We start from the raw sequence: 25,150 nt of genomic DNA on the forward strand, positions 1-25,150 counted from the left end.
CGGCGCTTGTGGCGCAGCGGAGCCCGTAAAACTCGGATAAACAAAGCCCACTGCTCTCGCAGTGGGCTCTGGGCTAAGGCGGGAAGCTTATTTGGCTTCGGTCTTGGTGCCGTCCTTGTGCCACTCGTACACCACGAAGCTGAAGTCCTTCAGATCGCCCTTCTTGTCGAAGGAGAGGGTGCCGGTCGGGGTTTCGAAAGAGTTGGAGCGCAGGGCTTCAGCCACCTTGGCGGTGTCGTCGCCAGCCTTCTTGATGCCTTCGGCAATGACTTGCACGGCGGCGTAGGCCGGGAACACGAACGGACCGGTGGGGTCTTCGTTCTTGGCCTTGAAGGCTTCTACCAGGGCCTGGTTCTTCGGGTCCTGGTCGAAGGACTTCGGCAGGGTCACCAGCATGCCTTCGGAAGCCGGGCCGGCGATGGCGGAGATTTCCTTGTTGCCGACGCCTTCCGGCCCCATGAAGCGGGCGCTCAGGCCTTTCTCGGAAGCCTGGCGCAGCAGCAGGCCCAGCTCGGGGTGGTAGCCGCCGTAGTAGACGAAGTCGACGTTGGCCTGCTTCAGCTTGGCGATCAGGGCGGAGAAGTCCTTGTCGCCGGCGTTGATGCCTTCGAACAGGACGACCTTGCCGCCCTTGGCTTCCAGGGTCTGCTTCACGGCCGTGGCGATGCCTTCGCCGTACTGCTGCTTGTCGTGGATGACGGCGACGTTCTTCGGCTTGATGTGGTCAGCGATGAAGTTGCCGGCGGTCGGGCCTTGCAGGCTGTCCAGGCCGATGGTGCGGAACACCAGTTGGTAGCCACGGGCAGTGATCTCGGGGCTGGTGGAGGCCGCGGTGATCATCAGGATGCCTTCGTCCTCGTAGATGTCGGACGCGGGCTGGGTGGAGCTGGAGCACAGGTGGCCAACGACGTACTTCACACCATCGTTGACGATCTTGTTGGCTACGGCGACGGCTTGCTTCGGATCGCACGCGTCGTCGTAGACCACGCCTTCGAGTTGAGCGCCGTTCACCCCGCCGGCCTTGTTGATCTGCTCGATCGCCATCTTGGCGCCGATGAACTGCATTTCACCGTACTGGGCGACCGCACCGGTCACCGGGCCAGCCAGGGCGATCTTGATGGTGTCGGCCGCTACAGAGTAGCTGGCGGCACCGGCGAGGGCCATGGCGGCGAACAGTTTGGAAAGCTGCTTGGTAGCCTTGTTCATAGTGCTCCACTCGTATGTTTATCGTTGTTGTTGTCCTGGTTGCCTGGAAGCAGAGGACAGGGTCCTTTTTGTCACCCCGCCGAGTCCTCCGGCAACTGTACCGGTACAGTGTAGAGTGCCGATTTGCGGCTTGAAAAGCCGACAGAAGGGGGCGGAATGTTCCTATGTCGCCTAATCGCAACAAACGTATAGAAATACGGCGTGCCCTGAAAGGCGCAGGAAGCGTCTGGCTGGACTTGTGAACAAGACGGCAGGCGTTGGTTATCATTGCCCGCCCTGCAACCGTTACTTTCCCACTCAGAGCAAGCCATGAACGAATCCTCAAGCACCCTCTATGCCAAGCTGCTTGGCGAAACCGCCGCCATCACCTGGGAGGAGTTGCAGCCCTTCTTCGCCCGTGGGCAACTGCTCTGGGTCGAGGGCCAGGAGGACCTGGTCGGCGTTGCCCTGGCGGTGGCCGAAGACGACAAGCCCCAGGTTGCGGCGCTGCTGCAGGCCGGCAAGCTGGAGCGCGTGGAAGAGGCGCGGGCACGTGACCTGCTGGAGCGTGATCCCACCCTCTGGGCCGTGGTGGTGGCGCCCTGGGTACTGGTGCAGGAACGCCTGGAGGCTCCAGCCCGCCACTGACGCTGCGGCCAGGCGAAAAAGGCCGTCTAGACTCTCCCCACCCTGTTCGTCACTCAAGGAGCTTCGCCATGTTCGAACCCGGTCATCTGCACCGTGCCAGCATTCCCGGGCTGCCCAACCAGCCGGAGTTCTCCATCGACCTCTACTACGAGGTCCGGCGTGATGCGGAGGAAGGCACCATGCTGCACTTCCGCATGGTGGGTGTGATCAATGGCGTTAGCTTCGAGGAAACCTTCGAGCTGCACCGGGACACTGCCTTCAACTTCGCCAGCGTCGCCACCCGCATTGCCAACAAGCACGGGCTGCATACGAGCGTCGGACCGATCGTGCACAACCATCAGGAGTTCGATGCGATGTTCGAGGACATCCGTCAGAAGCTGGGGGCGGAACCGGGTGAGCCGGTGGATCTTGACCATCTGCAGAAGGACGGTCTCTGACCCGGATCGGTGCGCACTCCTGGTGCGTACCGTTACCTTTCGCACCCTTCGGGTGCATTTTTCCTGCTGGGTGACACACCGATTTCCGGGGCGGTGCACGGCCTGGGCAGCCGGTTAAGATAGGCGCTTCCGTCCGACTGGAGCTCAGCATGTCGCTACCCCGCATCGCCTTCGCCGGCATCGGCCTCATGGGCCTGCCGATGACCCGTCGCCTGCTGGCCGCCGGCTTCCCCCTCACGGTCTGGAACCGGACTCCCGCCAAATGCACCCCCCTGCTGGAACTCGGTGCACGCCGTGCCGAGACCCCGGCCGAGCTGTGTGCCGAGGCCGACATCCTCATGCTCTGCCTGGCCGACACGGCCGTGGTGCGTGAGGTGGTGTTCGGGCCGGGCGGCGTGGTGGAAGGCGCCCGGGCCGGGCAGGTGCTGGTGGACTTCTCCAGCCTCGAACCGGCGGCGACCCGCGAGATGGCCGCCGAACTGGAGCGACGCACCGGCGTGCACTGGATCGATGCACCGGTTTCCGGTGGCACCCCGGGTGCTGAGGCCGGCACCCTGGCGATCATGGCTGGCGGTCGCGAGGAGGATGTGGAACGGGTGCGCCCCGTGCTCGCGCACCTGGGGCAGCGCCTGACGCGCATGGGTGAGGTCGGTGCCGGCCAGGTGACCAAGGTCTGCAACCAGATGATCGTCGCCTGCAATGCCCTGGTGATTGCCGAGGTGGTGGCCCTGGCGGAAAAGGCCGGGGTCGATGCCAGCCTGCTGGCGCCGGCACTGGCCGGCGGCTTCGCCGACTCGCGGCCCCTGCAGATCCTGGCGCCGCAGATGGCTGAAAGTTGCTTCGAGCCGGTCAAATGGCATGTCCGTACCTTGCTCAAGGATCTGGACACCGCCACCCGCCTGTCCCGCGAGGAGGGCAGCGCCACGCCCATGAGCGGGCTCGCCGCGCAGCTTATGCGCCTGCATGGCAGCCAGGGCAACCTGGAGCGTGACCCCGCGACCCTGATCGAACTCTACCGAGAGGAGCATCCATGAAGGTTTCCGCCAACCTGACGCTGCTGTTCACCGAGCTACCCCTGATCGAGCGCATCGGCGCCGCTGCCGAAGCGGGGTTCGAGGGCGTGGAGATCCAGTTCCCCTATGAGCTGCCCGCCGGCGAATTGAAGGTCGCTCTGGACCAGGCCGGCCTGCCGCTGGTGCTCATCAACCTGCCTGCTGGCGACCTGATGCAGGGCGGCGCCGGGCTGGCCGCCGTGCCGGCCCAGCAGGATGCCTTCGACGCCGCTCTGCGCCATGCCTACACCTACGCTGCGCTGGTGCAGCCGCAGTGCATCAACGTACTGCCCGGGCGCCTGGCCAATGGCGTGTCGCGTCCCGAGGCGCTGGCCACGCTGGTGGCCAACCTGCGCAAGGCCGCCGATACCTTCCACCCGCTGGGCATCCAGGTGCTGGCCGAGGCGATCAACCCGTTCGACATGCCGGGCTTCCTCATCAACACCCCCGAGCAGTTGCTGGACCTGGTTCGCTCGGTGGAAAGCCCCAACTTTGCCGCCCAGCTCGACCTCTATCACCTGGCCCGCCAGCAACTGGACCCGGTGGCGGCGATCCGCCTGCTGGGCAACGCCATCGGTCACGTGCAGTTCGCCGACCACCCCGGGCGCGGCGCCCCCGGTAGCGGTGAGCTGGATTTCGCCCCGGCCCTCGCCGCTCTGGCCGAGGTGAGTTACGCCGGCTGGCTGGGCGCCGAGTATCGCCCCGGCGGGCCGACCCGCGACGGCCTTGCCTGGTTGCCGCGCTTCAAGGCGGCGTGACCCTATGGGCCGGCCTCAGCGAAGCGGCGGGCCGGCCTCTCGCCCCATTCCTCCAGCATCGGACGCAGGTCCGCCAGCCATCGGGGGCGGTAGCCCTGGATGAACTCGCAACCTCCTGGTCGGGGAGGGCGCCATCGTTTGCCATAACCAGCGCGAATGTTCGCAGACAGCCGGAAGGCGAGCCTCTAGATTCGCCCTTACAAGCCTGGCAGGCGGTCTGTCGGGTCACCAACAACAAAGAGACCGACCCATGCAGCCTTCCCCGCAAGCGGCCAATGCCTGGCGCGTGCTGTTCCTGTTGTTCCTGGCCAATCTGTTCAACTTCTTCGATCGCACCATCCCGGCGATCATCATCGAACCGGTGCGCCACGAGTGGAGCCTGAGTGACTTCCAGTTGGGGCTGATCGGCACCGCCTTTACCCTGGTCTACGCCGTGGCCGGCCTGCCGCTGGGGCGTATGGCCGACACCGGCTCGCGGAAGAAGATCATGGGCTGGGGCCTGGCGGTGTGGAGCGGGCTGACGGCGGTGAACGCCCTGGCGTGGAATTTCTGGAGCTTCCTGCTGATCCGCATGGGCGTGGGCATCGGCGAGGCCAGCTACGCCCCGGCTGCCAACTCGCTGATCGGCGACCTGTTCCCGCCGAACAAGCGCGCCCGCGCCATGGGCCTGTTCATGCTCGGCCTGCCGCTGGGGCTGCTGCTGGCCTTCTTCACCATCGGCGCCATGGTGCAGGCCTTCGACAGTTGGCGGGCGCCCTTCGTCATCGCGGCGATTCCGGGGCTGATCCTCGCGGTGTTCATGTTCTTCATCAAGGAGCCGCAGCGCGGCGCCGCCGACAACCGTACCCAGGACCAGACGCCGCTGGACCGCCCGCTGCGCCGGGTGCTGTCGATCCGCACCTTCTGGTGGCTGACCCTGGCGGGGCTGGCCTTCAACTTCGCCACCTATGCCTGCAACTCGTTCATGGTGCCGATGCTGCAGCGCTACTTCCTGATGTCCCTGCAGGGCGCTGCTGTCGCCACAGGCATCATCGTCGGTCTTACCGGGTTGGTGGGGCTGACTCTGGGCGGCTGGCTGGCGGACAAGGCCCATGAGAAGTCCGAGCGCGGCCGCCTGCTGCTGGCCACCGGCAGCCTGCTGGTGGCGACCCTGGCCACCGGCTTCGCGCTGGTCTCCGGGCGCATCGACGTGGCGGTGTTCGTGGGCGTGTTCAGCATCGGCTGGCTGTTCGCCTACACCTTCTACACCTGCGTCTACACCGCCATCCAGGACGTGGTGGAGCCGCGCCTGCGGGCCACGGCCATGGCGCTGTTCTTCGCCGGTCTCTACCTGCTGGGTGGTGGCCTGGGGCCGGTGGTGGTGGGGCTGTTGTCGGACCACTTCGCCCATGCGGCGATGTACGCGGCCGGTGCCAGCGAGATGACCGAGGCCTTCAAGGCCGTGGGCCTGCACGATGCCATGTACCTGATCCCGGTGGCCCTGGGGCTGACCACCCTGGCGCTGTTCCAGGCGGCGCGCTGCTTCGGGCGGGACGCCCGGCACATGCGCGAGGGGCAGCAGCCGGCGGCACAGGCCTGATACCGCTGCCACGAAAAAGCGCGCCGAGGCGCGCTTTTTCGTGGGCGGGTGGTGCTTAGCCGGCGACCAGTACCCGGATGGACTCCAGACGCAGCGCGGCCTTCTCCATCAGCGCCAGACCCTCTTCGCGCTGGCGGCGCAGGGCCTCGATCTCGCTGTCGCGGACGCTGGGGTTGACCGCCTTGAGCGCTTCCAGGCGTGCCAGTTCTTCTTCCAGTTCGGCCGCGAGGCGCTTGGTGGCCTCGGCCACACGGGCTTCGTGGCGCGGGCGGATCTTGGCCTCGGCGACCTGGATCTGCGCCGCGAGCACGTCGCGCTGGGCCTGGACGAACTTGTTGGCACTGCCGCGCGGCACGCTTTCCAACTGATCGTTGAGGGTGTCGAAGGCCACCTTGGAAGCCAGGTCGTTGCCGTTGGCATCCAGCAGGCAGCGCAGCGCGGCCGGCGGCAGGAAGCGGCTCAACTGCAGGCTGCGCGGCGCCACCACCTCGCTCACGTAGAGCAGCTCCAGCAGCACGGTGCCGGGCTTGAGGGCCTTGTTCTTGATCAGCGCGACGGCGGTGTTGCCCATGGAACCGGACAGCACCAGGTCCATGCCGCCCTGGACCATGGGGTGCTCCCAGGTGAGGAACTGCATGTCCTCGCGGGACAGGGCCTGGTTGCGGTCGTAGGTGATGGTCACGCCTTCGTCGTCGCCCAGGGGGAAGCCGGCGTCGAGCATCTTCTCGCCGGGCTTGAGCACCAGGGCGTTCTCGGAGTGGTCCTCGCTGTCGACGCCGAAGGCGTCGAGCAGGGACTCCATGTAGATCGGCAGGGCGAATTCGTCGTCCTGCTCGAGGATGGCCTCGACCAGCGCGCGGCCTTCGCCGCCGCCATTGGAATTGAGTTCCAGCAGGCGGTCGCGGCCGGAATGCATCTCGCTTTCCAGGCGCTTGCGCTCCGCTTCGGCTTCGCTCAGCAGCGCACCCCAGGTGTCTTCGTCGGCGTCTTCCAGCAGCGGCAGCAGGCGCGGGCCGAACTGGTGCTGCAGGGCGTTGCCGGTGGGGCAGGTGGCGAGGAAGGCGTTCAGCGCGCGATCGTACCACTGGAACAGGCGCTCCTGGGGGCTGTTCTCCAGGTAGGGCACGTGCAGCTGGATGGTGTGCTTCTGGCCGATGCGGTCGAGGCGGCCGATGCGCTGCTCCAGCAGGTCCGGGTGGGCCGGCAGGTCGAACAGCACCAGGTGGTGGGCGAACTGGAAGTTGCGGCCTTCGGAGCCGATCTCGGAGCAGATCAGCACCTGGGCACCGAATTCCTCGTCGGCGAAATAGGCCGCGGCGCGGTCGCGCTCGAGGATGCTCATGCCTTCGTGGAACACGGTGGCGGGGATGCCGGAGCGCACGCGCAGGGCGTCTTCCAGGTCGAGGGCGGTCTCGGCATGGGCGCAGATCACCAGCACCTTGAACTTCTTCAGCATCTTCAGGGTGTCGATCAGCCACTCGACACGGGGGTCGAAGCGCCACCAGCGTTCGCTCTCGTCGACCTCGCCCTGCTGAGCCTGGAAGCTGACCTCGGGGTACAGGTCCGGGTGGTCGCCCACCGGCAGCTCCATGTACTCGCTGGGGTTGGGCAGCGGGTAGGGGTGCAGCTGGCGCTCGGGGAAGCCCTGGACGGCGGCGCGGGTGTTGCGGAACAGCAGGCGACCGGTGCCGTGGCGGTCCAGCAGTTCGCGCACCAGGCGTGCGGAGGCGTCGCTGTCACCCTCGGCGACGGCGGCCAGCAGGGTCTCGCCTTCGCTGCCGAGGAAGTTGGCGATGGTGGCCCGGGCTTCGGCAGACAGGCGGCCCTCGTCCAGCAGCTCCTGCACCGCTTCGGCGATGGGGCGGTAGTGGGCGCTTTCGGCACGGAAGGCTTCCAGGTCATGGAAGCGGTTGCGGTCCAGCAGGCGCAGGCGCGCGAAGTGGCTTTCCTGGCCCAGTTGCTCGGGGGTCGCGGTCAGCAGCAGGACGCCGGGGATGACTTCGGCCAACTGCTCCACCAGGCGGTACTCGTCGCTGGCGTGCTCGGGGTGCCAGACCAGGTGGTGGGCTTCGTCCACTACCAGCAGGTCCCAGCCGGCGGCGAAGGCGGCATCCTGGGCGCGCTCGCTGTCCTTCAGCCATTCCAGGGACACCAGGGCGAGCTGGGTGTCCTCGAAGGGGTTGCTGGCATCGCTCTCGGCGAAACGCTCGGCGTCGAACAGCGCGACCTGCAGGTTGAAGCGGCGGCGCATCTCCACCAGCCACTGGTGCTGGAGGTTTTCCGGTACCAGGATCAGCACCCGGCTGGCGCGACCGGAGAGCAGTTGGCGGTGGATCACCAGGCCGGCCTCGATGGTCTTGCCCAGGCCCACTTCGTCGGCCAGCAGGACGCGGGGCGCGATGCGGTCGGCCACTTCGCGGGCGATGTGCAACTGGTGGGCGATGGGCTGGGCGCGGGCGCCGGACAGGCCCCACAGCGAGGATTGCAGCAGGCGACTCTGGTGCTGCAGGGTGTGGTAGCGCAGGCTGAACCAGTTCAGCGGGTCGATCTGCCCGGCGAACAGACGGTCGCTGGCCAGACGGAACTGGATGAAGTTGGACAGTTGGGTTTCCGGCAGGGTGCGGGCTTCGTTCTGGGCAGTGATGCCGTGGTAGACCAGCAGGCCGTCGACGTCGTCGACCTCCTGCACGGTGAGCTTCCAGCCCTCGAAGTGGGTGATCTCGTCACCCGGGGCGAAGCGCACGCGGGTCAGCGGGGCGTTGCGCAGGGCATATTGGCGCGTTTCGCCGGTCGCCGGGTAGAGCACGGTGAGCAGCCGCCCGTCGGATGTCAGGATGGTTCCGAGGCCCAGTTCTGCCTCGCTGTCACTGATCCAGCGTTGCCCCGGTTCGTACTGCTGCGCCATGCGTGTCTCCCGCCATGCAAAAAAGCCGGCTAGTTTAGCGGAACGCGTGGCCAAGAGCGACGGAACTTGCGTTCCCGTTTGCGGTAGATAGTGTAGCGAGGCCGCTAAAGGTGCGGCCTGTGTTGCCGACAGGTTGAATGACAGAGGGTCTGACCATGTTGCCGCCGATCCCCCACAGCCTGGTTCCCGTGACCGCCCAGCAGGACGTGGTCAAACCGCGCCCCGATATTCCTCCCGTGACGCCGGCCCAGGAAAGCCAGCACGAGAGCGAAGTGGGTCTGGACCGCCGTCACCCCCAGGAGGCCGAGGAGATGCTCCGCGAGGAGCAGCGCCGCCGTCAGCGCCGGGGGTATACCCCCGAGCAACTGGCCGAGGGCGAGGTGAAGCCGGCGGACGAGGAGGTGATCGACACCCTCCCGCGGCAGGGGCTCTGGGTGGACGTCGAGGTCTGACCTCGTGACAGAATCTGTGCCCCCTTTGCACAACCGGTCATTCCATGAGCCTGTTCGACGACCTGCCCCTTGAACTGCCGAACGCCTGCCTGCGCCACGAGCGCCAGTGGCTGGCAGTGGAAGAAGCTGACGAGTGGCTGGCCGGGCTGCTGGCGGAAACGCCCTGGGAGCAACCGGTCGTACACTTGCACGGCCAGGAGTACCGAGTGCCTCGGCAGGTGGCCTGGTACGGCGACCCCGAAGCGAGCTACCGCTATTCCGGGCTGGTGCACCGCCCGCTGGCCTGGACGCCCCTGCTGGCGACGATCCGCCAGCGCGTGCAGGCGGAGGTGGGGCAACCATTCAACGGCGTGCTGCTGAACCTCTACCGTGACGGCCAGGACTCCATGGGTTGGCACAGCGACGACGAGCCGGAGCTGGGGCCCGATCCCACCGTGGCCTCGGTGAGCCTCGGCGGCACCCGGCGTTTCGACCTGCGCCGCAAGGGCAGCGGGCGCATCGAGCATTCGCTGGAACTTGCGCACGGTTCGCTGCTGGTCATGAGCGGTCCGACGCAGCATCATTGGCAGCATCAGGTGGCCAAGACCCGAGCCACCTGCCAGCCTCGCCTCAACCTCACCTTCCGCTGGATCCGCCCATGAGCAATGACGACAAGCTGATCGATTTCGGCGCCGAGCGCGACAAGCGCATCCATGACCTGCACGAGAAACGGCTGGTGGACATGCGCCAGGCGTTCGAAAAAGCATTGCCGCTGGGCAAGGCGAAGAAGAACCGCAGCAAACCGAAGAAGCGCTGAACGCCAACCTGAACGGCCCGTCATGGGCTGCGGTCAGAGTGTCGCCCGGTGCCGGGCTATTTTCGACGGACGAAAAAAAGGGCGACCGAAGTCGCCCGAGGTGCCTTGCGTGCCTGTGTACCTGGAGAACTCAACTCACGCTTTCTTGTCACGCTTGTGAGAGTCCTTCCAGATGAAGTATCCGACGCCACCGAAGAAGGCGAGCATCAGGCCAACAGTGCCGATACCGGCTAGAACCACAACATCGACGAACATAAGGGCCTCCTGCGTCTGGCGTCTTGTTTCGATGGGTCAAAGGTAGACCCGGGCCAGGGTGCCGAAATTGATCTGGATCAATAGCTGCGGGCCCCGCCCCACAAGGTCTGCGGGGAACTGATCCAGGTCAATTTTCCAGGGGGCCTACGCCGGATGGCGCGATTCAGAGCTGTTCGACAGGGAAGGAGGGGAGATGGTCAGACGAATCCACAGCGGTGCCATGCAGGCTGAAGGCCGCCTATGCTTGCCGCGACTCTTCCAAGGTTTTCGACGTGCGTGAAACCTTGAAGGCCTTCCTCGCCCCCGACCTCCCGGCCCTGCAGTTCGCCATCAAGACACTGCTCGGGGGTGGCCTGGCGCTCTGGTGTGCGCTGCGCTTCGGCCTGGAGCAGCCGCAATGGGCGCTGATGACGGCCTTCATCGTGGCCCAGCCGCTGTCCGGGATGGTGGTGCAGAAGGGCCTGGCGCGGCTGCTCGGCACCCTGGTAGGAACCACCATGGCGGTGGTGATCATGGCGCTGTTCGCCCAGACGCCCTGGCTGTTCCTCTTTGTCCTCGCCGCCTGGCTGGCGCTGTGTACGGCGGCCTCCACCCTGCTGCGCAGTGCCTGGTCATACGCCTTCGTCCTGGCCGGTTACACGGTGGCCATCATCGGCCTGCCGGCCATCGCCCACCCGCTCAACGTCTTCGACCAGGCCGTGGCCCGCTGCACCGAAATCTGCCTCGGCATCCTCTGTGCCACCGCCACCAGCGCGCTGATCTGGCCGCAGCGTGTGGAGCGCCAACTGGTGCGCCAGGCCACCGAGGCCTGGGAGAGCGGCATCCGTGCGGCCCACTCGGCCCTGGACGGCGCGCCCTACGAGCGCCAGGGGCTGCTGGGCGTCCTGGGGCGCCTGGTGGCCGTGGACGCCCAGCGCGAGCACGCCTGGTTCGAGGGCGCTCGCGGACGGCGCCGCGCCGCTGCCTTGCGGGTGCTCAGCCGCGACCTGCTCAGTGTGCTGCGCCTGGCACGCGGGGTGGCGCGCCAGTGGCGGCAACTGTCGAGCGACGAGGCCGAGCGCCTGGCCCCCTGGCTGGATGCCGTGCGACAGGCGCTGGAGTCACCCGATCCGGCCCGCCTCGAAGCCCTGGGGCAGGGCCTGCTGGAGGCGGCCGAATCCCCCGGGCTGAGCGTGGTGCAGCAATACTGCCTGGGCCGCCTGGCGGTCACCCTCCGCCAGGTGCTTGCCGCCGCCGCAGCGCTGGAGACCGTGGAGCGTGGCGCTTCCAGCGAGGACAGTTCGGCGCCCCTGTCCTGGCACCACGACCTGCCCACGGCCTTGCTCTATGGCTCCCGCAGCGGGCTGGCCTTCCTCGGGCTGGCGACCTTCTGGATGGCCACCGCCTGGACTTTCTCCATCGGCGCGCTGACCCTCACCTGCGTGGTCTGCAGCCTCTTTGCCAGCCGCGAGAACGCCGCGCAGATCGGCCTGATGTTCCTGCGCGGCATCCTTTATGCGCTGCCGGTGGCCTTCTTCATCGGCCAGGTGGTACTGCCCCAGTTCAGCGGCTTCCCGCTGCTCTGCATGGCCCTCGGCGTGCCGCTGTTCTTCGGCACCCTGGGCATGGCACGGCCGGCCCTGAGCGGCACAGCCACTTCGTTCTGCCTGCACTTCATCGTGCTGTGCGCGCCGCAGAACACCATGCACTTCGACGTTGCAGTGTTCCTCAACGAAGCCCTGTCCATCCTGCTGGGGGTCGGTTTCGCCGTGCTGGTGTTCCGCCTCATCGTGCTGACTCACCCCGGCTGGCATGGGCGGCGGCTGCTGCGGGCCACCTTCAGCGACCTGGGCCGGCTCACCCACCGCACCCTGGCGGGGGCGGAGAACTGGTTCGGTGGGCGCATGGCCGACCGCCTGCTGCAACTGGCCCGCCACTACCCGGCGCTGCCCAGCCAGTCCCGCAACCGTTGGGACGATGGCATCACCAGCCTCGACATAGGCGATGAGCTATTGCACCTGCGCCGTTGCCTGGCGGCGGGGGAGCGCTCCCTCGGCGCCTCCGAGGCGCGCTTTCTCTCACGGATCGGGCCATTGCTGGAGCAGGGGCCGGCGCCGGAGCGGGCGGATGCGATGGACGTGCCGTCCGAACAACTGATCCAGGCCCTGCGCGAGGCCGGCAACAGCATCGACCGGCGGCTGGCCCTGGCGGCCTTGCTGCAGTTGCGGCAAAGCTGGCGGCAGTGGTGTGAACAACAGGAGGCGAGCCATGGGCTTGCGTGAATGGTCACTGGGCGGCGTATTGCTCAGCCCGCTGCTGATCTACGCCCTGGCGGCGCTGCTGGTGACCGGCGTACTGCGCCTGGTGCTGCAGCGGCTGGGCCTGGCGCGCTGGATCTGGCACGAGGCGCTGTTCGATACCGCCCTCTATGTCTGTGTGCTGTCGGTGCTGGTCGCCGTCTTCGGGCACTGGTGAAGGAGAAAACCATGGGCTCCACCTTGCGTGTCGTTGTCACCCTGGCGCTGGTCGCCGCCGCCGTTGTGGGGGGCTACAGCCTCTGGCAGCACTACATGCTCGCGCCCTGGACGCGGGACGCGCGCATCCGCGCCGACGTGGTGGTGATAGCACCGGACGTATCCGGCTGGGTGGTGGACCTGAAGGTCCGCGACAACCAGCAGGTGAAGGCCGGCGACCTGCTGATGACCATCGACCGCGACCGCTACGAGGCGGCCCTGGAAAAGGCCCGGGCCGTCGCCGAGACCCGCCAGCAGCAACTGCGCCTGCGTGAGCACGAGGCCTCACGCCGCGCCAGCCTCGGCCCCCAGGCCATCAGTGCGGAACTGCGGGAGAACGCCCAGATCAACGCCGACATTGCTAGGGGCGAATACCGCCAGGCCCAGGCCGACGTGAAAGTCGCCGAGTTGAACCTGGCACGCAGTGAAGTCCGTGCGCCGCGCAGCGGCCAGGTCACCAACCTGCGCCTGGCCCAGGGCAACTACGCCAGCGCCGGGCAGCCGGTGATGGCTTTGGTGGACGACCGGTCCTTCTATGTGCAGGCGTACTTCGAGGAGACCAAGCTGCCCGGCATTCGTGTCGGCGCGCCGGTGGACATCTGGCTGATGAGCGCCGGCCAGCCGCTCAAGGGCACCGTGGAAAGCGTCAGCCGCGGCATCACCGACCGCAACGCCAGCCCGGACGGCCAATTGCTCGCCAACGTCGAACCGACCTTCAACTGGGTGCGCCTGGCACAGCGCATCCCGGTGCGGATCAGGCTCGACCCGGTGCCGGAGGACATCCAGCTCAGTGCGGGGATGACTGCCAGTGTCACGGTCGGGGATCAGCCGCAGGTGCAGGACTAGCCGAAAGCTCCCCCGGAACGAAAAAGCCCGGCGACTGCCGGGCTTCTTTCATCTGGGCTGCGGTGTTCAGCCGATGGTGATCGGCGGCAGCTCCGGCAGCTCGATGGCGAGCGATTGCTTGGGCGCCAGTACCTCGGCCTCGCCGTCCACCACCTGTTCGGCGTTCTGGTTGAACACGCGGGTGGCGATGCGCACGCGGTTCTTCGGCAGCTTCTCGAGGATCTCCAGTTCCACGGTCAGGCTGTCGCCCAGCTTCACCGGGCGGGTGAACTTCAGTTGCTGGCCCAGGTAGATGGTGCCCGGCCCGGGCAGCTCGCAGGCGATGGCCGCGCTGATCAGGGCGCCGCTGAACATGCCGTGGGCGATGCGCTCCTTGAACAGCGTGCCGGCCGCGTACTCGGCATCCAGGTGCACCGGGTTGCGGTCGCCGGACAGGGCGGCGAACAACTGGATGTCACGCTCCTCCACCTGCTTCGCATAGCTGGCCTTCTGGCCGACTTCCAGGGCGTCGTAGGTGAAGTTGGTTACCTGGCTCATGGCGTCTCCTTGTTCGGTTGGCAGGCCCGACCGTGGGCGAGGGCGTGCCCCAGCCAGTCGAGCAGATGATTCGTCACCTCGTCACGGTTGGTCTCGTTGAACAACTCATGGCGGGCGTCGGGGTAGATCCTCAGTTGCACGTCGCGTACACCGGCCGAGCGCAGGGCATTGGCCAGGTCCTCCAGGCGCTTGCCATCGCTGACCGGGTCGCACGCGCCGCCGATCACCAGCAGGGGCAGGTCCGGGTCGATCTGCGCCAGGTGGTCGATGGGCGTGATGTTCTGAAGCCCGCCAAGCAGGTCGAGCCACAACTGGTTGGTGCAGCGGAAGCCGCAGAGGCTGTCGTTGACGTACTTGTCCACCTCGTCCGGGTCGCGGCTGAGCCAGTCGAAGGGCGTGCGGTTGGGCTTGAAGGCCTTGTTGAACGAACCGAAGGAGAGGAACTCGATCAGCGCGCTGCGCCCGTTCGGGCCCTGGCGCCAGCGTTCCAGCCGCGCCACCACGGCGGCCGCGCGGTACAGCCCCACCGGCTGGTAGTTGGAGCCGGAAAGGATGGCGCCCTGCAGGCTGCAGCTGTGGCTCATCAGGTAACCCTGGGCGATGTAGCTGCCCATGCTGTGGCCGAGCAGGATGATCGGCACCTGCGGGTGCTGCTGGCGGATGTGGTGGTTGAGGGCCGCGAGGTCGGCGATCACCTTGTTCCAGCCGTCATGCTCGGCATACAGGCCGAGGATGCCGTGCTGGGCGGTGCGACCGTGGCCGCGCTGGTCGTGGGCGTAGACCTCGATCCCCGCTGCCACCAGCGCCGCTGCCAGCCGCGCGTAGCGGCCGCTGTGTTCGGCCATGCCGTGGGCGATCATCACCACCGCCCGGGGTGGCTCCTCGCCGCTCCAGCGGTTCACGTAGAGCGGGGCAGCATCACTGGCGGTGAGCCAGAAAGCGTCGTGGTGCATGGCCAATCCTTTTGGCGGGGAGTGGAGTGATCGGCGCATTGTGCACGGGGGCCGGGGCGGCGCAAAGGGGCAGCGATGCGTGACCGTTCGGTCCTGCGCAGACCGTTTCGACAGCCTTTGTTCAGCCGCTCAGGCACGGGTTGTTGCGGCGAGATTCACAGGATCAATGAGAGCGCTTCGCGTATTTGCGCTTGCGGGCGGACCTGCTACTTTCCGGGCAGCCCCGCAGCGCGGGCCAGACACACTCAGGGCAAATGAGGACAACAACAATGCAACCTGATTTCTGGAGCGACAAACGCCCTGCCGGCGTACCGGACCAGATCGACCTGGCGGCCTACCGTTCCGTGGTCGAGGTGTTCGAGCGTTCCTGCAAGAAATTCGCCGACCGCCCGGCCTTCCACAACCTGGGCGTGACCCTGACCTACGCCGAGCTGGACCGCCTTTCCGCCGCTTTCGCCGCCTACCTGCAGAAGCACACGGACCTCAAGCCCGGCGACCGCATCGCCGTGCAGATGCCCAACGTCCTGCAGTACCCCATCGCCGTGTTCGGCGCCCTGCGTGCCGGCCTGGTGGTGGTCAACACCAACCCCCTCTACACCGCCCGCGAGATGCGCCATCAGTTCAAGGACGCCGGCGTGCGGGCCCTGGTGTACATCAACCTGTTCGGCAAGCTGGTGCAGGAAGTGCTGCCCGACACCGAGATCGAGCACCTGATCGAAGCCCGCATGGGTGACATGCTGCCCAGCCTCAAGGGCTGGCTGGTCAACACCGTGGTGAAGAAGGTCAAGAAGATGGTGCCGGACTACCACCTGCCCCAGGCCGTGTCCTTCAAGGACGCCCTGCGCCAGGGAAGGGGACACGCCCTCAAGCCGGTCAGTGTCAGCCTGGACGACCTCGCCGTGCTGCAGTACACCGGTGGCACCACCGGCGTGGCCAAGGGCGCGATGCTCACCCATGGCAACCTGGTGGCCAACATGCAGCAGGTCAACGCCTGCCTCTCGCAGTTGGGGCCGGATGGCCAGCCGCTGATGAAGCAGGGCCAGGAGATCATGATCGCGCCGCTGCCGCTCTACCACATCTATGCCTTCACCGCGAACTGCATGTGCATGATGGTCAACGGCAACCTCAACGTGCTGATCACCAACCCTCGCGACATCCCCGGCTTCGTCAAGGAGCTGAAGAAGTGGCGCTTCTCCGCGCTGCTGGGCCTCAACACCCTGTTCGTCGCGTTGATGGACAACCCCGATTTCAAGGACCTGGACTTCTCCAACCTCAAGGTCACCAACTCCGGCGGCACCGCCCTGGTCAAGGCCACCGCCGAGCGCTGGCAGGCTGTCACCGGCTGCACCGTGGTGGAGGGCTACGGCCTCACCGAAACCTCCCCGGTGGCCAGCGCCAACCCCTACGGTGCCCTGGCCCGCCTGGGCACCGTCGGCATCCCGGTGCCCGGTACCGCCTTCAAGGTGATCGACGACGACGGCAACGAACTGCCCCTGGGCGAGCGCGGCGAGCTGTGCATCCAGGGCCCGCAGGTGATGAAGGGCTACTGGAACCGGCCCGAAGCCACCGTCGAGGTGCTGGACGCCGAGGGTTGGCTGAAGACCGGCGACATTGCCGTGATCGACCCGGATGGCTATGTGCGCATCGTCGACCGCAAGAAGGACCTGATCATCGTCTCCGGGTTCAACGTCTACCCCAACGAGATCGAGGACGTGGTCATGGCTCACCCGAAGGTGGCCAGTTGCGCGGCCATCGGCGTGCCCGACGAGAAGTCCGGCGAGGCGGTGAAGCTGTTCGTCGTCCCCCGCGAGGGCGGCGTTTCCGTCGAGGAGCTGAAGGCCTACTGCAAGGAGAATTTCACCGGCTACAAGGTGCCCAAGCACATCGTCCTCAAGGACGCCCTGCCCATGACGCCCGTTGGCAAGATCCTCCGTCGCGAGCTGCGCGACATCGCCTGATCCACCCCCTCCGGCCCTCGCACCTGTCGCCCGGCAGTGTGCGAGGGTTCACAAACCGCCCTGGAACGCGCTTTCTACGCCGGTTAGGTGGTTTGCTCTAAAGGTGACTGATTGGTTTTGTTTGGTCATTTTGTTGACTGGAAAGGGTCTATTTGGCTCTGGTCGCCTTTTTTCAAAGCTGATAATCTCGGCGCGCTTTTCGCCCTGGGAAGGGCCTGAAACCGCACAGACCACAAAAAACAACTGCCTCGTGCAGTGAAGATCAGCTGTTGCTCAGGAGTGGGCTTTCCATGACCGATAACTTCTGGACGGACAAGTATCCAGCAGGCGTTCCTGCGGAAATCAATGCCGACGCTTACCCCAACATTCAGGCGGTATTGAAAGAGTCCTGCCAACGCTTTGCCGACAAGCCCGCATTCAGCAACCTGGGCAAGACCCTCACCTACGGTGAGCTTTACGCACTCTCCGGTGCCTTCGCCGCCTACCTGCAGAACCACACCGACCTGCAGCCCGGCGACCGTATCGCCGTGCAACTGCCCAACGTCCTGCAGTACCCCGTCGTGGTCTTCGGCGCCCTGCGCGCCGGCCTGGTGGTGGTGAACACCAACCCGCTGTACACCGCGCGGGAGATGGAGCACCAGTTCAACGACTCCGGCGCCAAGGCCCTGGTGTGCCTGGCCAACATGGCCCACCTGGCCGAGAGCGTGCTGCCCAAGACCGGCATCCGTCACGTAGTGGTGACCGAAGTGGGTGACCTGCTGCCGCCGCTCAAGCGCCTGCTGGTCAACAGCGTCATCAAGTACGTGAAGAAGATGGTGCCGGCCTTCCACCTGCCCCAGGCCGTCAAGCTCAACCACGCACTGGCCAAGGGCCAGGGCAAGGCCGTGCGCGAAGCCTCGCCGGCCGCCAACGACGTTGCCGTGCTGCAGTACACCGGCGGCACCACCGGCGTGGCCAAGGGCGCGATGCTCACCCATCGCAACCTCATCGCCAACATGCTGCAGTGCAAGGCGCTGATGGGCGCCAACCTCAATGAAGGGTGCGAGGTGCTCATCACCCCGCTGCCGCTCTATCACATCTACGCCTTCACCTTCCATTGCATGGCGATGATGCTGACCGGCAACCACAACATCCTGATCAGCAACCCGCGCGACCTGCCGGCGATGGTCAGGGAGCTGGGCAACTGGAAGTTCACCGGCTTCGTCGGCCTCAACACCCTGTTCGTTGCCCTGTGCAACAACGAGGACTTCCGCAAGCTGGACTTCTCCGCCCTCAAGCTCACCCTGTCCGGCGGCATGGCCCTGCAACTGGCTGCGGCCGAGCGCTGGAAAGAGGTCACCGGCTGCGCCATCTGCGAAGGCTTCGGCATGACTGAGACCAGCCCCGTGGTGTCGGTGAACCCGTTCCAGAGCATCCAGATCGGCACCATCGGCATCCCGGTCCCCTCGACCCAGTGCAAGGTGGTGGACGACGAGGGCAACGACCTCGCCATCGGTGCCATCGGCGAACTGTGCGTCAAGGGCCCGCAGGTGATGAAGGGCTACTGGCAGCGCCAGGACGCCACCGACGAGATCCTCTCGGCGGACGGCTGGCTGAAGACCGGCGACATCGGCCTGATCCAGGAAGACGGTTACATGCGCATCGTCGACCGCAAGAAGGACATGATCCTGGTCTCCGGCTTCAACGTGTACCCCAACGAGCTGGAAGACGTGCTCGCCACCCTGCCGGGCGTCCTGCAATGCGCCGCCATCGGCGTCCCGGACGAGAAGTCCGGCGAGGCGATCAAGGTTTTCGTGGTGGTCAAGCCGGGCGCCAGCCTGACCAAGGACGAGGTGATGCAGCACATGCGCGCCAACCTCACCGGCTACAAGGTCCCGCGCTCCGTCGAGTTCCGCGACAGCCTGCCGACCACCAACGTCGGCAAGATCCTGCGCCGTGAACTGCGTGACCAGGAACTGAAGAAGCTCAAGGGCTGATCCGTCCCGGCATGAACGAGCCCCGCACCTGCGGGGCTCGCTCTTTTCTGTGCGCCCCATGGCGCAGACGCCGGTGGCCCTGGGGCTCAGCCCGGGGACGAATCCCGCTGCAACCCGCTCAGCCAAGGCATCGGTGCCCCGATGCGGTGCGGGGGCGGAATCTGCGACAATCGCGCCTTTGCCACGATTGCCCAGCGCCTGATGACCGACATCGCCTCCCTGCACAAGAACCTCGACCACGCCCTGATCGCCGACCGCCATCGCCTGCGCCGCCAGCTCCACGAGCTGCACAAGAAGCCGGACGAGGCGAAGCTCGCCCAGTGGCTGGAGCGCTTCCAGGCGTCCTGCGCCAAGGTTGAGGCGCGCCGCAGCAGTGTGCCGCCCATGCGCTACGACGACGCCCTGCCCATCGCCGCCAAGCGCGACGAGATCAAGGCTGCGCTGGAGAAGCACCAGGTGCTGGTGATCGCCGGCGAGACCGGCTCGGGCAAGACCACCCAGTTGCCGAAGATCTGCCTGGAGATCGGCCGCGGCACCCATGGCCTGATCGGCCACACCCAGCCGCGCCGGCTGGCCGCGCGCAGCGTGGCGACCCGCGTGGCCGAGGAGATCGGCACGCCCCTGGGCGAACTGGTGGGCTACCAGGTGCGCTTCGAGGACCAGTCCAACGAGCGCAGCCTGATCAAGCTGATGACCGACGGCATCCTGCTGGCCGAGACCCAGCACGACCGCCTGCTCGAGCGCTACGACACGATCATCGTCGACGAGGCCCACGAGCGCAGCCTGAACATCGACTTCCTCCTGGGCTACCTGAAGACCCTGCTGCCGCGTCGCCCGGACCTGAAACTCATCATCACCTCGGCGACCATCGACCTGGAGCGCTTTTCCAAGCACTTCGGCGATGCGCCCATCGTCGAAGTTTCCGGCCGCACCTACCCGGTGGACACCTGGTACCGGCCCCTGGCCGCCGAGGTGGACGAGAACGGCGAGCCGCTGTTCGACGACCTGTCGGTGGACCAGGGCATCCTCCGCGCCCTGGACGAGATCGCCGACCACGAGCGCGCCGAAGGCAAGCGCCCGGGCGACGTGCTGGTGTTCCTCCCCGGCGAGCGCGAGATCCGCGACGCCGCCGAGGTGCTGCGCAAGGCCAACCTGCGCCACACCGAGGTGCTGCCGCTCTATGCACGGCTGACCCCGGCCGAGCAGCAGAAGATCTTCGCGCCCATGCCGGGCCGCAAGATCGTGCTCGCCACCAACGTCGCCGAAACCTCGCTGACGGTGCCCGGCATCCGCTACGTGATCGACAGCGGCACCGCGCGCATCAGCCGCTACAGCTACCGCGCCAAGGTGCAGCGCCTGCCCATCGAAGCCGTGTCCCAGGCCAGCGCCAACCAGCGCAAGGGCCGTTGCGGCCGCGTGGAGCCGGGTATCTGCGTGCGCCTGTACAGCGAGGAGGACTTCCTCGGCCGCCCCGAATTCACCGACCCGGAGATCCTGCGCACCAACCTGGCGGCGGTGATCCTGCAGATGCTCCACCTGCGCCTGGGCGACATCGCCGACTTCCCCTTCATCGAGCCGCCGGACGGCAAGGCGGTGAGCGACGGCTTCACCCTGCTGCAGGAGCTCTCGGCAGTGAACCGCGAGGGCCAGCTCACGCCCCTGGGCCGCCAGTTGGCACGCCTGCCGGTGGACCCGCGCCTGGGCCGCATGCTGCTGGAGGCTGCCCACCAGGGCAGCCTCGACGAGGTGCTGCTGATCACCAGCGCGCTCTCGGTGCAGGACCCGCGCGAACGGCCGATGGATCGCCAGCAGGCCGCCGACCAGGCCCACGCACAGTGGAAGGACGCCGACTCCGACTTCGCCGCGCTGGTCAACCTCTGGCGCGGCTTCGAGGAGCAGCGCCAGGCGCTGGGCTCCAACGCCCTGCGCACCTGGTGCCGCAAGAACTTCCTCAACTACATGCGCCTGCGCGAGTGGCGCGACGCCCACCGCCAACTGACGCTGATCTGCCGCGAGCTCAAGCTGACCCTCAACAAGGAGCCGGCGGACTACCCGCGCGTGCACAAGGCGCTGCTCTCCGGCCTGCTCAGCCAGATCGGCCAGAAGAGCGAGGACGGCGACTACCTCGGCGCCCGCCAGCGGCGTTTCTGGATCCACCCCTCCACCGTGATCGCCAAGAAGCGCCCGCAGTGGATCATGGCCGCCGAGCTGGTGGAAACCACCAAGCTGTTCGCGCGCATGGTCGCCAAGATCGACCCCGACTGGCTGGAACCCCTGGCCGGCCACCTGGTGAAGAAGAACCACCTGGAGCCGCACTGGGAGAAGCGCCGTGGCCAGGTCGTGGCCTACGAGCAGGTCACCCTCTACGGGCTGATCGTGGTCGGTCGCCGCCCGGTGCACTACGGCCCCATCGACCCGCCGGTGGCCCGCGAGCTGTTCATCCGCGAGGGCCTGGTGCGCGGTGAGATCCACAGCCGCGCCAAGTGCCTGGCCGCCAACCGCCAGTTGCTGGAACGGCTCGACGAGCTGGAGGCCAAGGCCCGCCGCCGCGACATCCTCGCCGACGAGGAAACCCTCTTCGGCTACTACGCCGCGCGCCTGCCCGAGGACCTCTACCAGACCGCCAGCTTCGAGAAGTGGTACGAGCGCGAGCGGGCGAAGAACCCCGAGCTGCTGATCATGCGCGAGGAGGACGTGCTGGCCCGCGAAGCCAGCGAAGTCACCGCCGCGCAGTACCCGGACACCCTGCGCATCGGCGAGCTGCAACTGCCGCTGGACTACCACTTCGAACCCGGCCACCCGCGTGACGGCGTGACCCTGCGGGTGCCCGCGCCCCTGCTGCCGCAACTGCCTGCCGAGCGCCTCGACTGGCTGGTGCCCGGCCTGCTGGAAGCCAAGTGCGTGGCCCTGGTGCGCAACCTGCCCAAGGCCATCCGCAAGAACTTCGTGCCGGTGCCGGATTTCGTGAAGGCCGCGCTGGCCAAGCTGGCCTTCGCCCAGGGCTCGCTGCCCGAGGCGCTGGGCCGCGAACTGCAGCGCATGACCGGCGCCCGCGTGCCCGAGGAGGCCTGGGCGGAAGCCGCCGGCCTGCTGGAGCACCACCTGAAGATGAACATCGAAGTGGTGGACGCGCGCGGCAAGTTCCTCGGCGAAGGCCGCGACCTGGCCGAGCTGACCGCGCGCTTCGCCGAGGCCAGCCAGGCCGCCCTGGCCATCCCGCAGAAGCAGGGCGAGCAGCGCCCGGTGGAAGCCAAGGGCTTCGCCCAGGTGGCGGAGAAGACCCAGCAGAAGGTTGCCGGCCTGTCCATGACCGTCTACCCGGCGCTGGTGGAGGAGGGCGGCAGCGTCAAGGAAAGCCGCTTCCCCACCCAGGCCGAGGCCGACTGGCAGCACCGCCGCGCCCTGCAGCGCCTGCTGCTGCAACAACTGGACGAGCCGGCCAAGTACCTGCGCGGCAAGCTGCCGGGCCTCACCGAACTGGGCCTGCTGTACCGCGACATGGGCCGGGTCGACGCGCTGGTGGAGGACATCCTCCTGGCCAGCCTCGACAACTGCATCCTCGACGGCGAAGCCAACCTGCCCCGCGATGGCGCCGCCCTGGCCTCGCTGGCAGAGAAGAAGCGCGGCGCCTGGGCCGAACATGCCGAACGCCTGGCCCGCCTGACCCTGGACATCCTCAAGCTCTGGCATGGCCTGCAGAAGCGCTTCAAGGGCCGCATCGACCTGGCCCAGGCGGTGGCGCTCAACGACATCAAGGCGCAGTTGGGCAACCTTGTGTACCCCGGTTTCGTCCGCGAGACCCCGGGCGAATGGCTGAAGGAAGTGCCGCGCTACCTCAAGGCCATCGAGCAGCGCTTCGACAAGATCGGCGCCCAACTGCAGCGCGACCGCGTCTGGTCCGGCGAGCTGGCCGGCTACTGGGAGCAGTACCAGGCACGCCTGGCCAAGCACGCCCAGGAAGGCAAGCGCGACCCCGAGCTGGTGCTGTACCGCTGGATGCTGGAGGAGTACCGCGTGTCCCTCTTCGCCCAGCAGTTGGGGACGAAGATGCCGGTCTCCGACAAGCGTCTCAACAAGCAGTGGACCCAGGTGGAGGGTTGATCCGTGAGTGACGTGCTGTTCGAAATCCGCCCCATGAGCCCCGAGCTGTACCGCGAGAAGACCCGGCGCATCGCCATCGGCATCGCCGTGCTGTTCATCGCCCTGGCCATGCTGTTCGCCACCGCCAGCGTGCAGCTGTTCGGCACCCCCGGTGGCGACAACTTCCGCTGGAACCTGGCCGGCGTGCTGGCCGGGCTGGCGGTGACGGTGGCCCTGGTGCGCCTGCAGTTCTGGCCGCGCCCGTTCATGGCGCCGGCGGTCTATGGCTGGGGGCTCAAGCGCAGCCTGATGCGCGTCACCAACCTGATGCACCGGGTCAAGGCCGGCGTTGCCGTGAACGACCCGGCGGCGATGAAGCTGCTGCGCTTCTATCACCTGGGCGTGACCCAGATGCACCAGTTGGACGGCAACACCTCCGACCTCAGCCAGATGGTCCGCGAGATCGATGCGCACCGCGAGGCGATGCTGGCCCTGGGGCTCGACCCGGAGCAGGCGCGCCTGGAGCGCGACTGGCTGGATGCGGTCAAGCGCTTCGGCTGAACCCGGCCGCATCGGACAAGGACGACCCCATGCCTTCCACCCTCGAACTCGTCGCCGACCTGGTGAACCTGATCGCCGTGCTGCTGGCCGCACGCAACAGCGTGCACACCTGGTCCACCGGCATCCTCGGCTGCGTGCTGTTCGGCTGGTTGTTCTTCGAATCCCAGCTCTATGCCGACGTCACCCTGCAAGGCTTCTTCATCATCACCAGCGCCCTGGGCTGGTGGGCCTGGCTGCACGGCAACGCCGGCACCCAACTGCCGGTGAGCCGCACCGCTCCGGCCAGCCTGTTGCGGATGGCGGCTTTGGCCGTGGTGGTGGCGCTGGCCTATGGGGCGCTGTTGCACCATTTCACCGATGCCTACGCACCGCTGGTGGATTCCCTGGTGCTGACCTTCAGCGTGCTGGCGCAGCTGCTGCTGATGCGCCGGCGCCTGGAGAACTGGTACGCCTGGCTGCTGGTGAATACCCTGGCGGTGCCGCTCTTCGCCTCCCGCGAGCTGTACCTCACCGCCGGGCTCTACACCCTGTTCTGGTGCAACGCCTGGTACGGCCTGTACCGCTGGCGCCGTGAGTTGCGCCAGGCCGCCACGCCCCTGGCCGGGCAGGAGCCCGCCTGAGGTGAGCGCGACCTTTCGCACCGGCCTGGTGGTGGGCAAGTTCTCGCCGCTGCACCTGGGCCATGAACGGCTGATCCGCGCGGCCCAGGGGCAATGCGAGCGGCTGTTGCTGCTTTGCTGGTCCCTCCCCGAACTGCCGGGTTGCGAGGCCGGGCGCCGCGAGCGCTGGCTGCGTCTGCGCTTCCCGGAGTTGCAGGCCGAGGTGGTCACCCCGGCCCGCATCCAGGCCTGGCGGGAGCAGGGCAAGCGCCTGCCCGACCTGCCCCACAACGACGCCCCCGAGTTCGAGCCGCGCCAGTTCGTTGCCGAGTTCTGCCAGGCGGTGTTCGGCACCACGGTGGACGCGGTATTCACCAGCGAGGGCTATGGCGAGGGGTTCGCCGCGCACCTGGCGGGTGTCTTCGGCCACCCGGTGCGGCACGTCTGCGTCGACCCGCAGCGCCTCGCCGTGCCCGTCTCCGGCACCCGCCTGCGCGCCGATCCCCATGGCTTGCGTGGCTTCCTCGCCCCCGAGGTGCACGCCGACTTCGTCGAACGGATCGTCCTGCTCGGCGGCGAATCCACCGGCAAGAGCAGCCTCGCCATCGCCCTGGCCGCAGTACTCGATGCCCCCTGCGTGGCTGAGTTCGGCCGCGAGCACTGGGTGGCCAAGGACGGCGCGCTGGACTACGACGACCTGCTGCACATCGGCCGCACGCAGATGGCCCGGGAGGACCAGGCAGCACTCACGGCCGGGCGCTACCTGGTCTGCGACACCTCGGCGCTGACCACGCTGTTCTACAGCCACGCGATGTTCGGCCGCGCCGATGCCGAACTGGCTACCCTGGCCGAACGCCCCTACACGCACACCTTCCTCTGCGCCGACGACTTCCCCTTCGTGCAGGACGGCACCCGCCAGGACGAAACCTTCCGCCGCCGCCAGCAGGCCTGGTACCACGCCGAACTGCAACGCCGCGGCTGGCGCTATCAAATGCTCAGTGGCCCGCTGGAGGCGCGGGTGGAGCAGGTGCTGGTCCATCTGCGCAATGCCTCCCCGGGCTGAAGCCCGGGCTACGGGCCG

22 protein-coding genes are annotated in these 25,150 nt (G+C 67.2%); 17 read left to right on the forward strand and 5 right to left on the reverse strand.

The features are described 5' to 3' along the window. Positions 1-87: 87 nt before the first annotated feature. Positions 88-1,206, reverse strand: a complete 1,119-nt coding sequence (locus tag A9G05_RS18770; protein ID WP_069562413.1) for a branched-chain amino acid ABC transporter substrate-binding protein — start codon at positions 1,204-1,206, stop codon at positions 88-90. Between the two features lie 309 nt (positions 1,207-1,515). Between A9G05_RS18770 and A9G05_RS18775 the strand changes: the two genes are divergently transcribed. The 5 genes from A9G05_RS18775 to A9G05_RS18795 all read left to right on the forward strand — a co-directional run bounded on the left by A9G05_RS18775 (position 1,516) and on the right by A9G05_RS18795 (position 5,659). Further along, on the forward strand, positions 1,516-1,833 hold the full coding sequence (locus A9G05_RS18775) for a DUF2288 domain-containing protein (protein ID WP_044413413.1): 318 nt from the start codon (positions 1,516-1,518) through the stop codon (positions 1,831-1,833). A 68-nt stretch (positions 1,834-1,901) separates the two neighbouring features. Next, entirely contained in the window at positions 1,902-2,270 is a 369-nt protein-coding gene (locus tag A9G05_RS18780) for a DUF5064 family protein (RefSeq protein ID WP_069562414.1), read from the forward strand. Between the two features lie 149 nt (positions 2,271-2,419). Then, entirely contained in the window at positions 2,420-3,304 is an 885-nt protein-coding gene (locus A9G05_RS18785; protein WP_069562415.1) for an NAD(P)-dependent oxidoreductase, read from the forward strand. Continuing rightward, on the forward strand, positions 3,301-4,080 hold the full coding sequence (locus tag A9G05_RS18790; protein ID WP_069562416.1) for a hydroxypyruvate isomerase family protein: 780 nt from the start codon (positions 3,301-3,303) through the stop codon (positions 4,078-4,080). The genes A9G05_RS18785 and A9G05_RS18790 overlap by 4 nt, the downstream gene beginning before the upstream one ends. 250 nt (positions 4,081-4,330) lie before the next feature. Beyond that, entirely contained in the window at positions 4,331-5,659 is a 1,329-nt protein-coding gene (locus tag A9G05_RS18795) for an MFS transporter (protein ID WP_069562417.1), read from the forward strand. A 55-nt stretch (positions 5,660-5,714) separates the two neighbouring features. Here the strand turns inward: A9G05_RS18795 and rapA are convergent, their stop codons facing one another. Next, positions 5,715-8,564, reverse strand: coding sequence for an RNA polymerase-associated protein RapA (gene rapA / locus A9G05_RS18800; RefSeq protein ID WP_069562418.1), 2,850 nt, complete (start codon positions 8,562-8,564; stop codon positions 5,715-5,717). 155 nt (positions 8,565-8,719) lie between these two features. Here rapA and A9G05_RS18805 point away from each other — a divergent pair, with 155 nt between their 5' ends. The 3 genes from A9G05_RS18805 to A9G05_RS27700 are packed head-to-tail and all read left to right on the forward strand — an operon-like array spanning position 8,720 to position 9,812. After that, positions 8,720-9,016 (forward strand): aspartate-semialdehyde dehydrogenase, encoded by a 297-nt coding sequence (locus tag A9G05_RS18805; RefSeq protein WP_069562436.1) that lies wholly within the window; start codon positions 8,720-8,722, stop codon positions 9,014-9,016. Between the two features lie 44 nt (positions 9,017-9,060). Beyond that, positions 9,061-9,657: an alpha-ketoglutarate-dependent dioxygenase AlkB gene (locus tag A9G05_RS18810; protein WP_069562419.1), complete on the forward strand. Its 597-nt coding sequence runs from the start codon at positions 9,061-9,063 to the stop codon at positions 9,655-9,657. Then, positions 9,654-9,812: a hypothetical protein gene (locus A9G05_RS27700; RefSeq protein WP_164707288.1), complete on the forward strand. Its 159-nt coding sequence runs from the start codon at positions 9,654-9,656 to the stop codon at positions 9,810-9,812. Before A9G05_RS18810 ends, A9G05_RS27700 begins: the two co-directional genes overlap by 4 nt. A 135-nt stretch (positions 9,813-9,947) precedes the next feature. On the opposite strand, the gene ccoM is transcribed toward A9G05_RS27700, so the two are convergent. After that, positions 9,948-10,067: a cytochrome c oxidase subunit CcoM gene (gene ccoM, locus A9G05_RS28325; protein ID WP_044413434.1), complete on the reverse strand. Its 120-nt coding sequence runs from the start codon at positions 10,065-10,067 to the stop codon at positions 9,948-9,950. Positions 10,068-10,339: 272 nt separating this feature from the next. Between ccoM and A9G05_RS18815 the strand changes: the two genes are divergently transcribed. The 3 genes from A9G05_RS18815 to A9G05_RS18825 are packed head-to-tail and all read left to right on the forward strand — an operon-like array spanning position 10,340 to position 13,405. Next, complete coding sequence (locus tag A9G05_RS18815) at positions 10,340-12,328, forward strand: FUSC family protein (RefSeq protein WP_069562437.1); 1,989 nt, start codon at positions 10,340-10,342, stop codon at positions 12,326-12,328. Beyond that, positions 12,315-12,521: a DUF1656 domain-containing protein gene (locus tag A9G05_RS18820; RefSeq protein WP_069562420.1), complete on the forward strand. Its 207-nt coding sequence runs from the start codon at positions 12,315-12,317 to the stop codon at positions 12,519-12,521. Before A9G05_RS18815 ends, A9G05_RS18820 begins: the two co-directional genes overlap by 14 nt. Before the next feature lie 11 nt (positions 12,522-12,532). After that, positions 12,533-13,405 carry an HlyD family secretion protein gene (locus A9G05_RS18825; protein WP_069562421.1) on the forward strand — a complete coding sequence of 291 codons (873 nt, stop codon included), beginning with the start codon at positions 12,533-12,535 and terminating at the stop codon, positions 13,403-13,405. 66 nt (positions 13,406-13,471) lie between these two features. Here the strand turns inward: A9G05_RS18825 and A9G05_RS18830 are convergent, their stop codons facing one another. Both A9G05_RS18830 and A9G05_RS18835 read right to left on the reverse strand, forming a co-directional pair. Then, positions 13,472-13,942: a MaoC family dehydratase gene (locus tag A9G05_RS18830; RefSeq protein ID WP_044413444.1), complete on the reverse strand. Its 471-nt coding sequence runs from the start codon at positions 13,940-13,942 to the stop codon at positions 13,472-13,474. Beyond that, positions 13,939-14,895 (reverse strand): alpha/beta hydrolase, encoded by a 957-nt coding sequence (locus A9G05_RS18835; protein WP_069562422.1) that lies wholly within the window; start codon positions 14,893-14,895, stop codon positions 13,939-13,941. Before A9G05_RS18835 ends, A9G05_RS18830 begins: the two co-directional genes overlap by 4 nt. A 269-nt stretch (positions 14,896-15,164) precedes the next feature. Between A9G05_RS18835 and fadD2 the strand changes: the two genes are divergently transcribed. The 6 genes from fadD2 to A9G05_RS18865 all read left to right on the forward strand — a co-directional run bounded on the left by fadD2 (position 15,165) and on the right by A9G05_RS18865 (position 25,132). Beyond that, the gene (gene fadD2, locus A9G05_RS18840) at positions 15,165-16,853 is read left to right on the forward strand and encodes a long-chain-fatty-acid--CoA ligase FadD2 (RefSeq protein ID WP_069562423.1); all 1,689 of its coding nucleotides are present in this window, start codon (positions 15,165-15,167) and stop codon (positions 16,851-16,853) included. Positions 16,854-17,143: 290 nt separating this feature from the next. Beyond that, complete coding sequence (fadD1, locus tag A9G05_RS18845) at positions 17,144-18,829, forward strand: long-chain-fatty-acid--CoA ligase FadD1 (protein WP_069562424.1); 1,686 nt, start codon at positions 17,144-17,146, stop codon at positions 18,827-18,829. 201 nt (positions 18,830-19,030) lie between these two features. Beyond that, entirely contained in the window at positions 19,031-22,930 is a 3,900-nt protein-coding gene (gene hrpA / locus A9G05_RS18850; protein WP_069562425.1) for an ATP-dependent RNA helicase HrpA, read from the forward strand. 15 nt (positions 22,931-22,945) lie between these two features. Further along, positions 22,946-23,470 (forward strand): DUF3087 domain-containing protein, encoded by a 525-nt coding sequence (locus A9G05_RS18855; protein WP_069562438.1) that lies wholly within the window; start codon positions 22,946-22,948, stop codon positions 23,468-23,470. Between the two features lie 29 nt (positions 23,471-23,499). After that, the gene (gene pnuC / locus A9G05_RS18860; RefSeq protein ID WP_069562426.1) at positions 23,500-24,090 is read left to right on the forward strand and encodes a nicotinamide riboside transporter PnuC; all 591 of its coding nucleotides are present in this window, start codon (positions 23,500-23,502) and stop codon (positions 24,088-24,090) included. Position 24,091: 1 nt separating this feature from the next. Next, entirely contained in the window at positions 24,092-25,132 is a 1,041-nt protein-coding gene (locus A9G05_RS18865) for an AAA family ATPase (RefSeq protein ID WP_069562427.1), read from the forward strand. Positions 25,133-25,150: the final 18 nt, after the last annotated feature.

The sequence above is a fragment of the Pseudomonas sp. ENNP23 genome (assembly GCF_001728945.1).
GTDB classification, from domain to species: domain Bacteria; phylum Pseudomonadota; class Gammaproteobacteria; order Pseudomonadales; family Pseudomonadaceae; genus Metapseudomonas; species Metapseudomonas otitidis.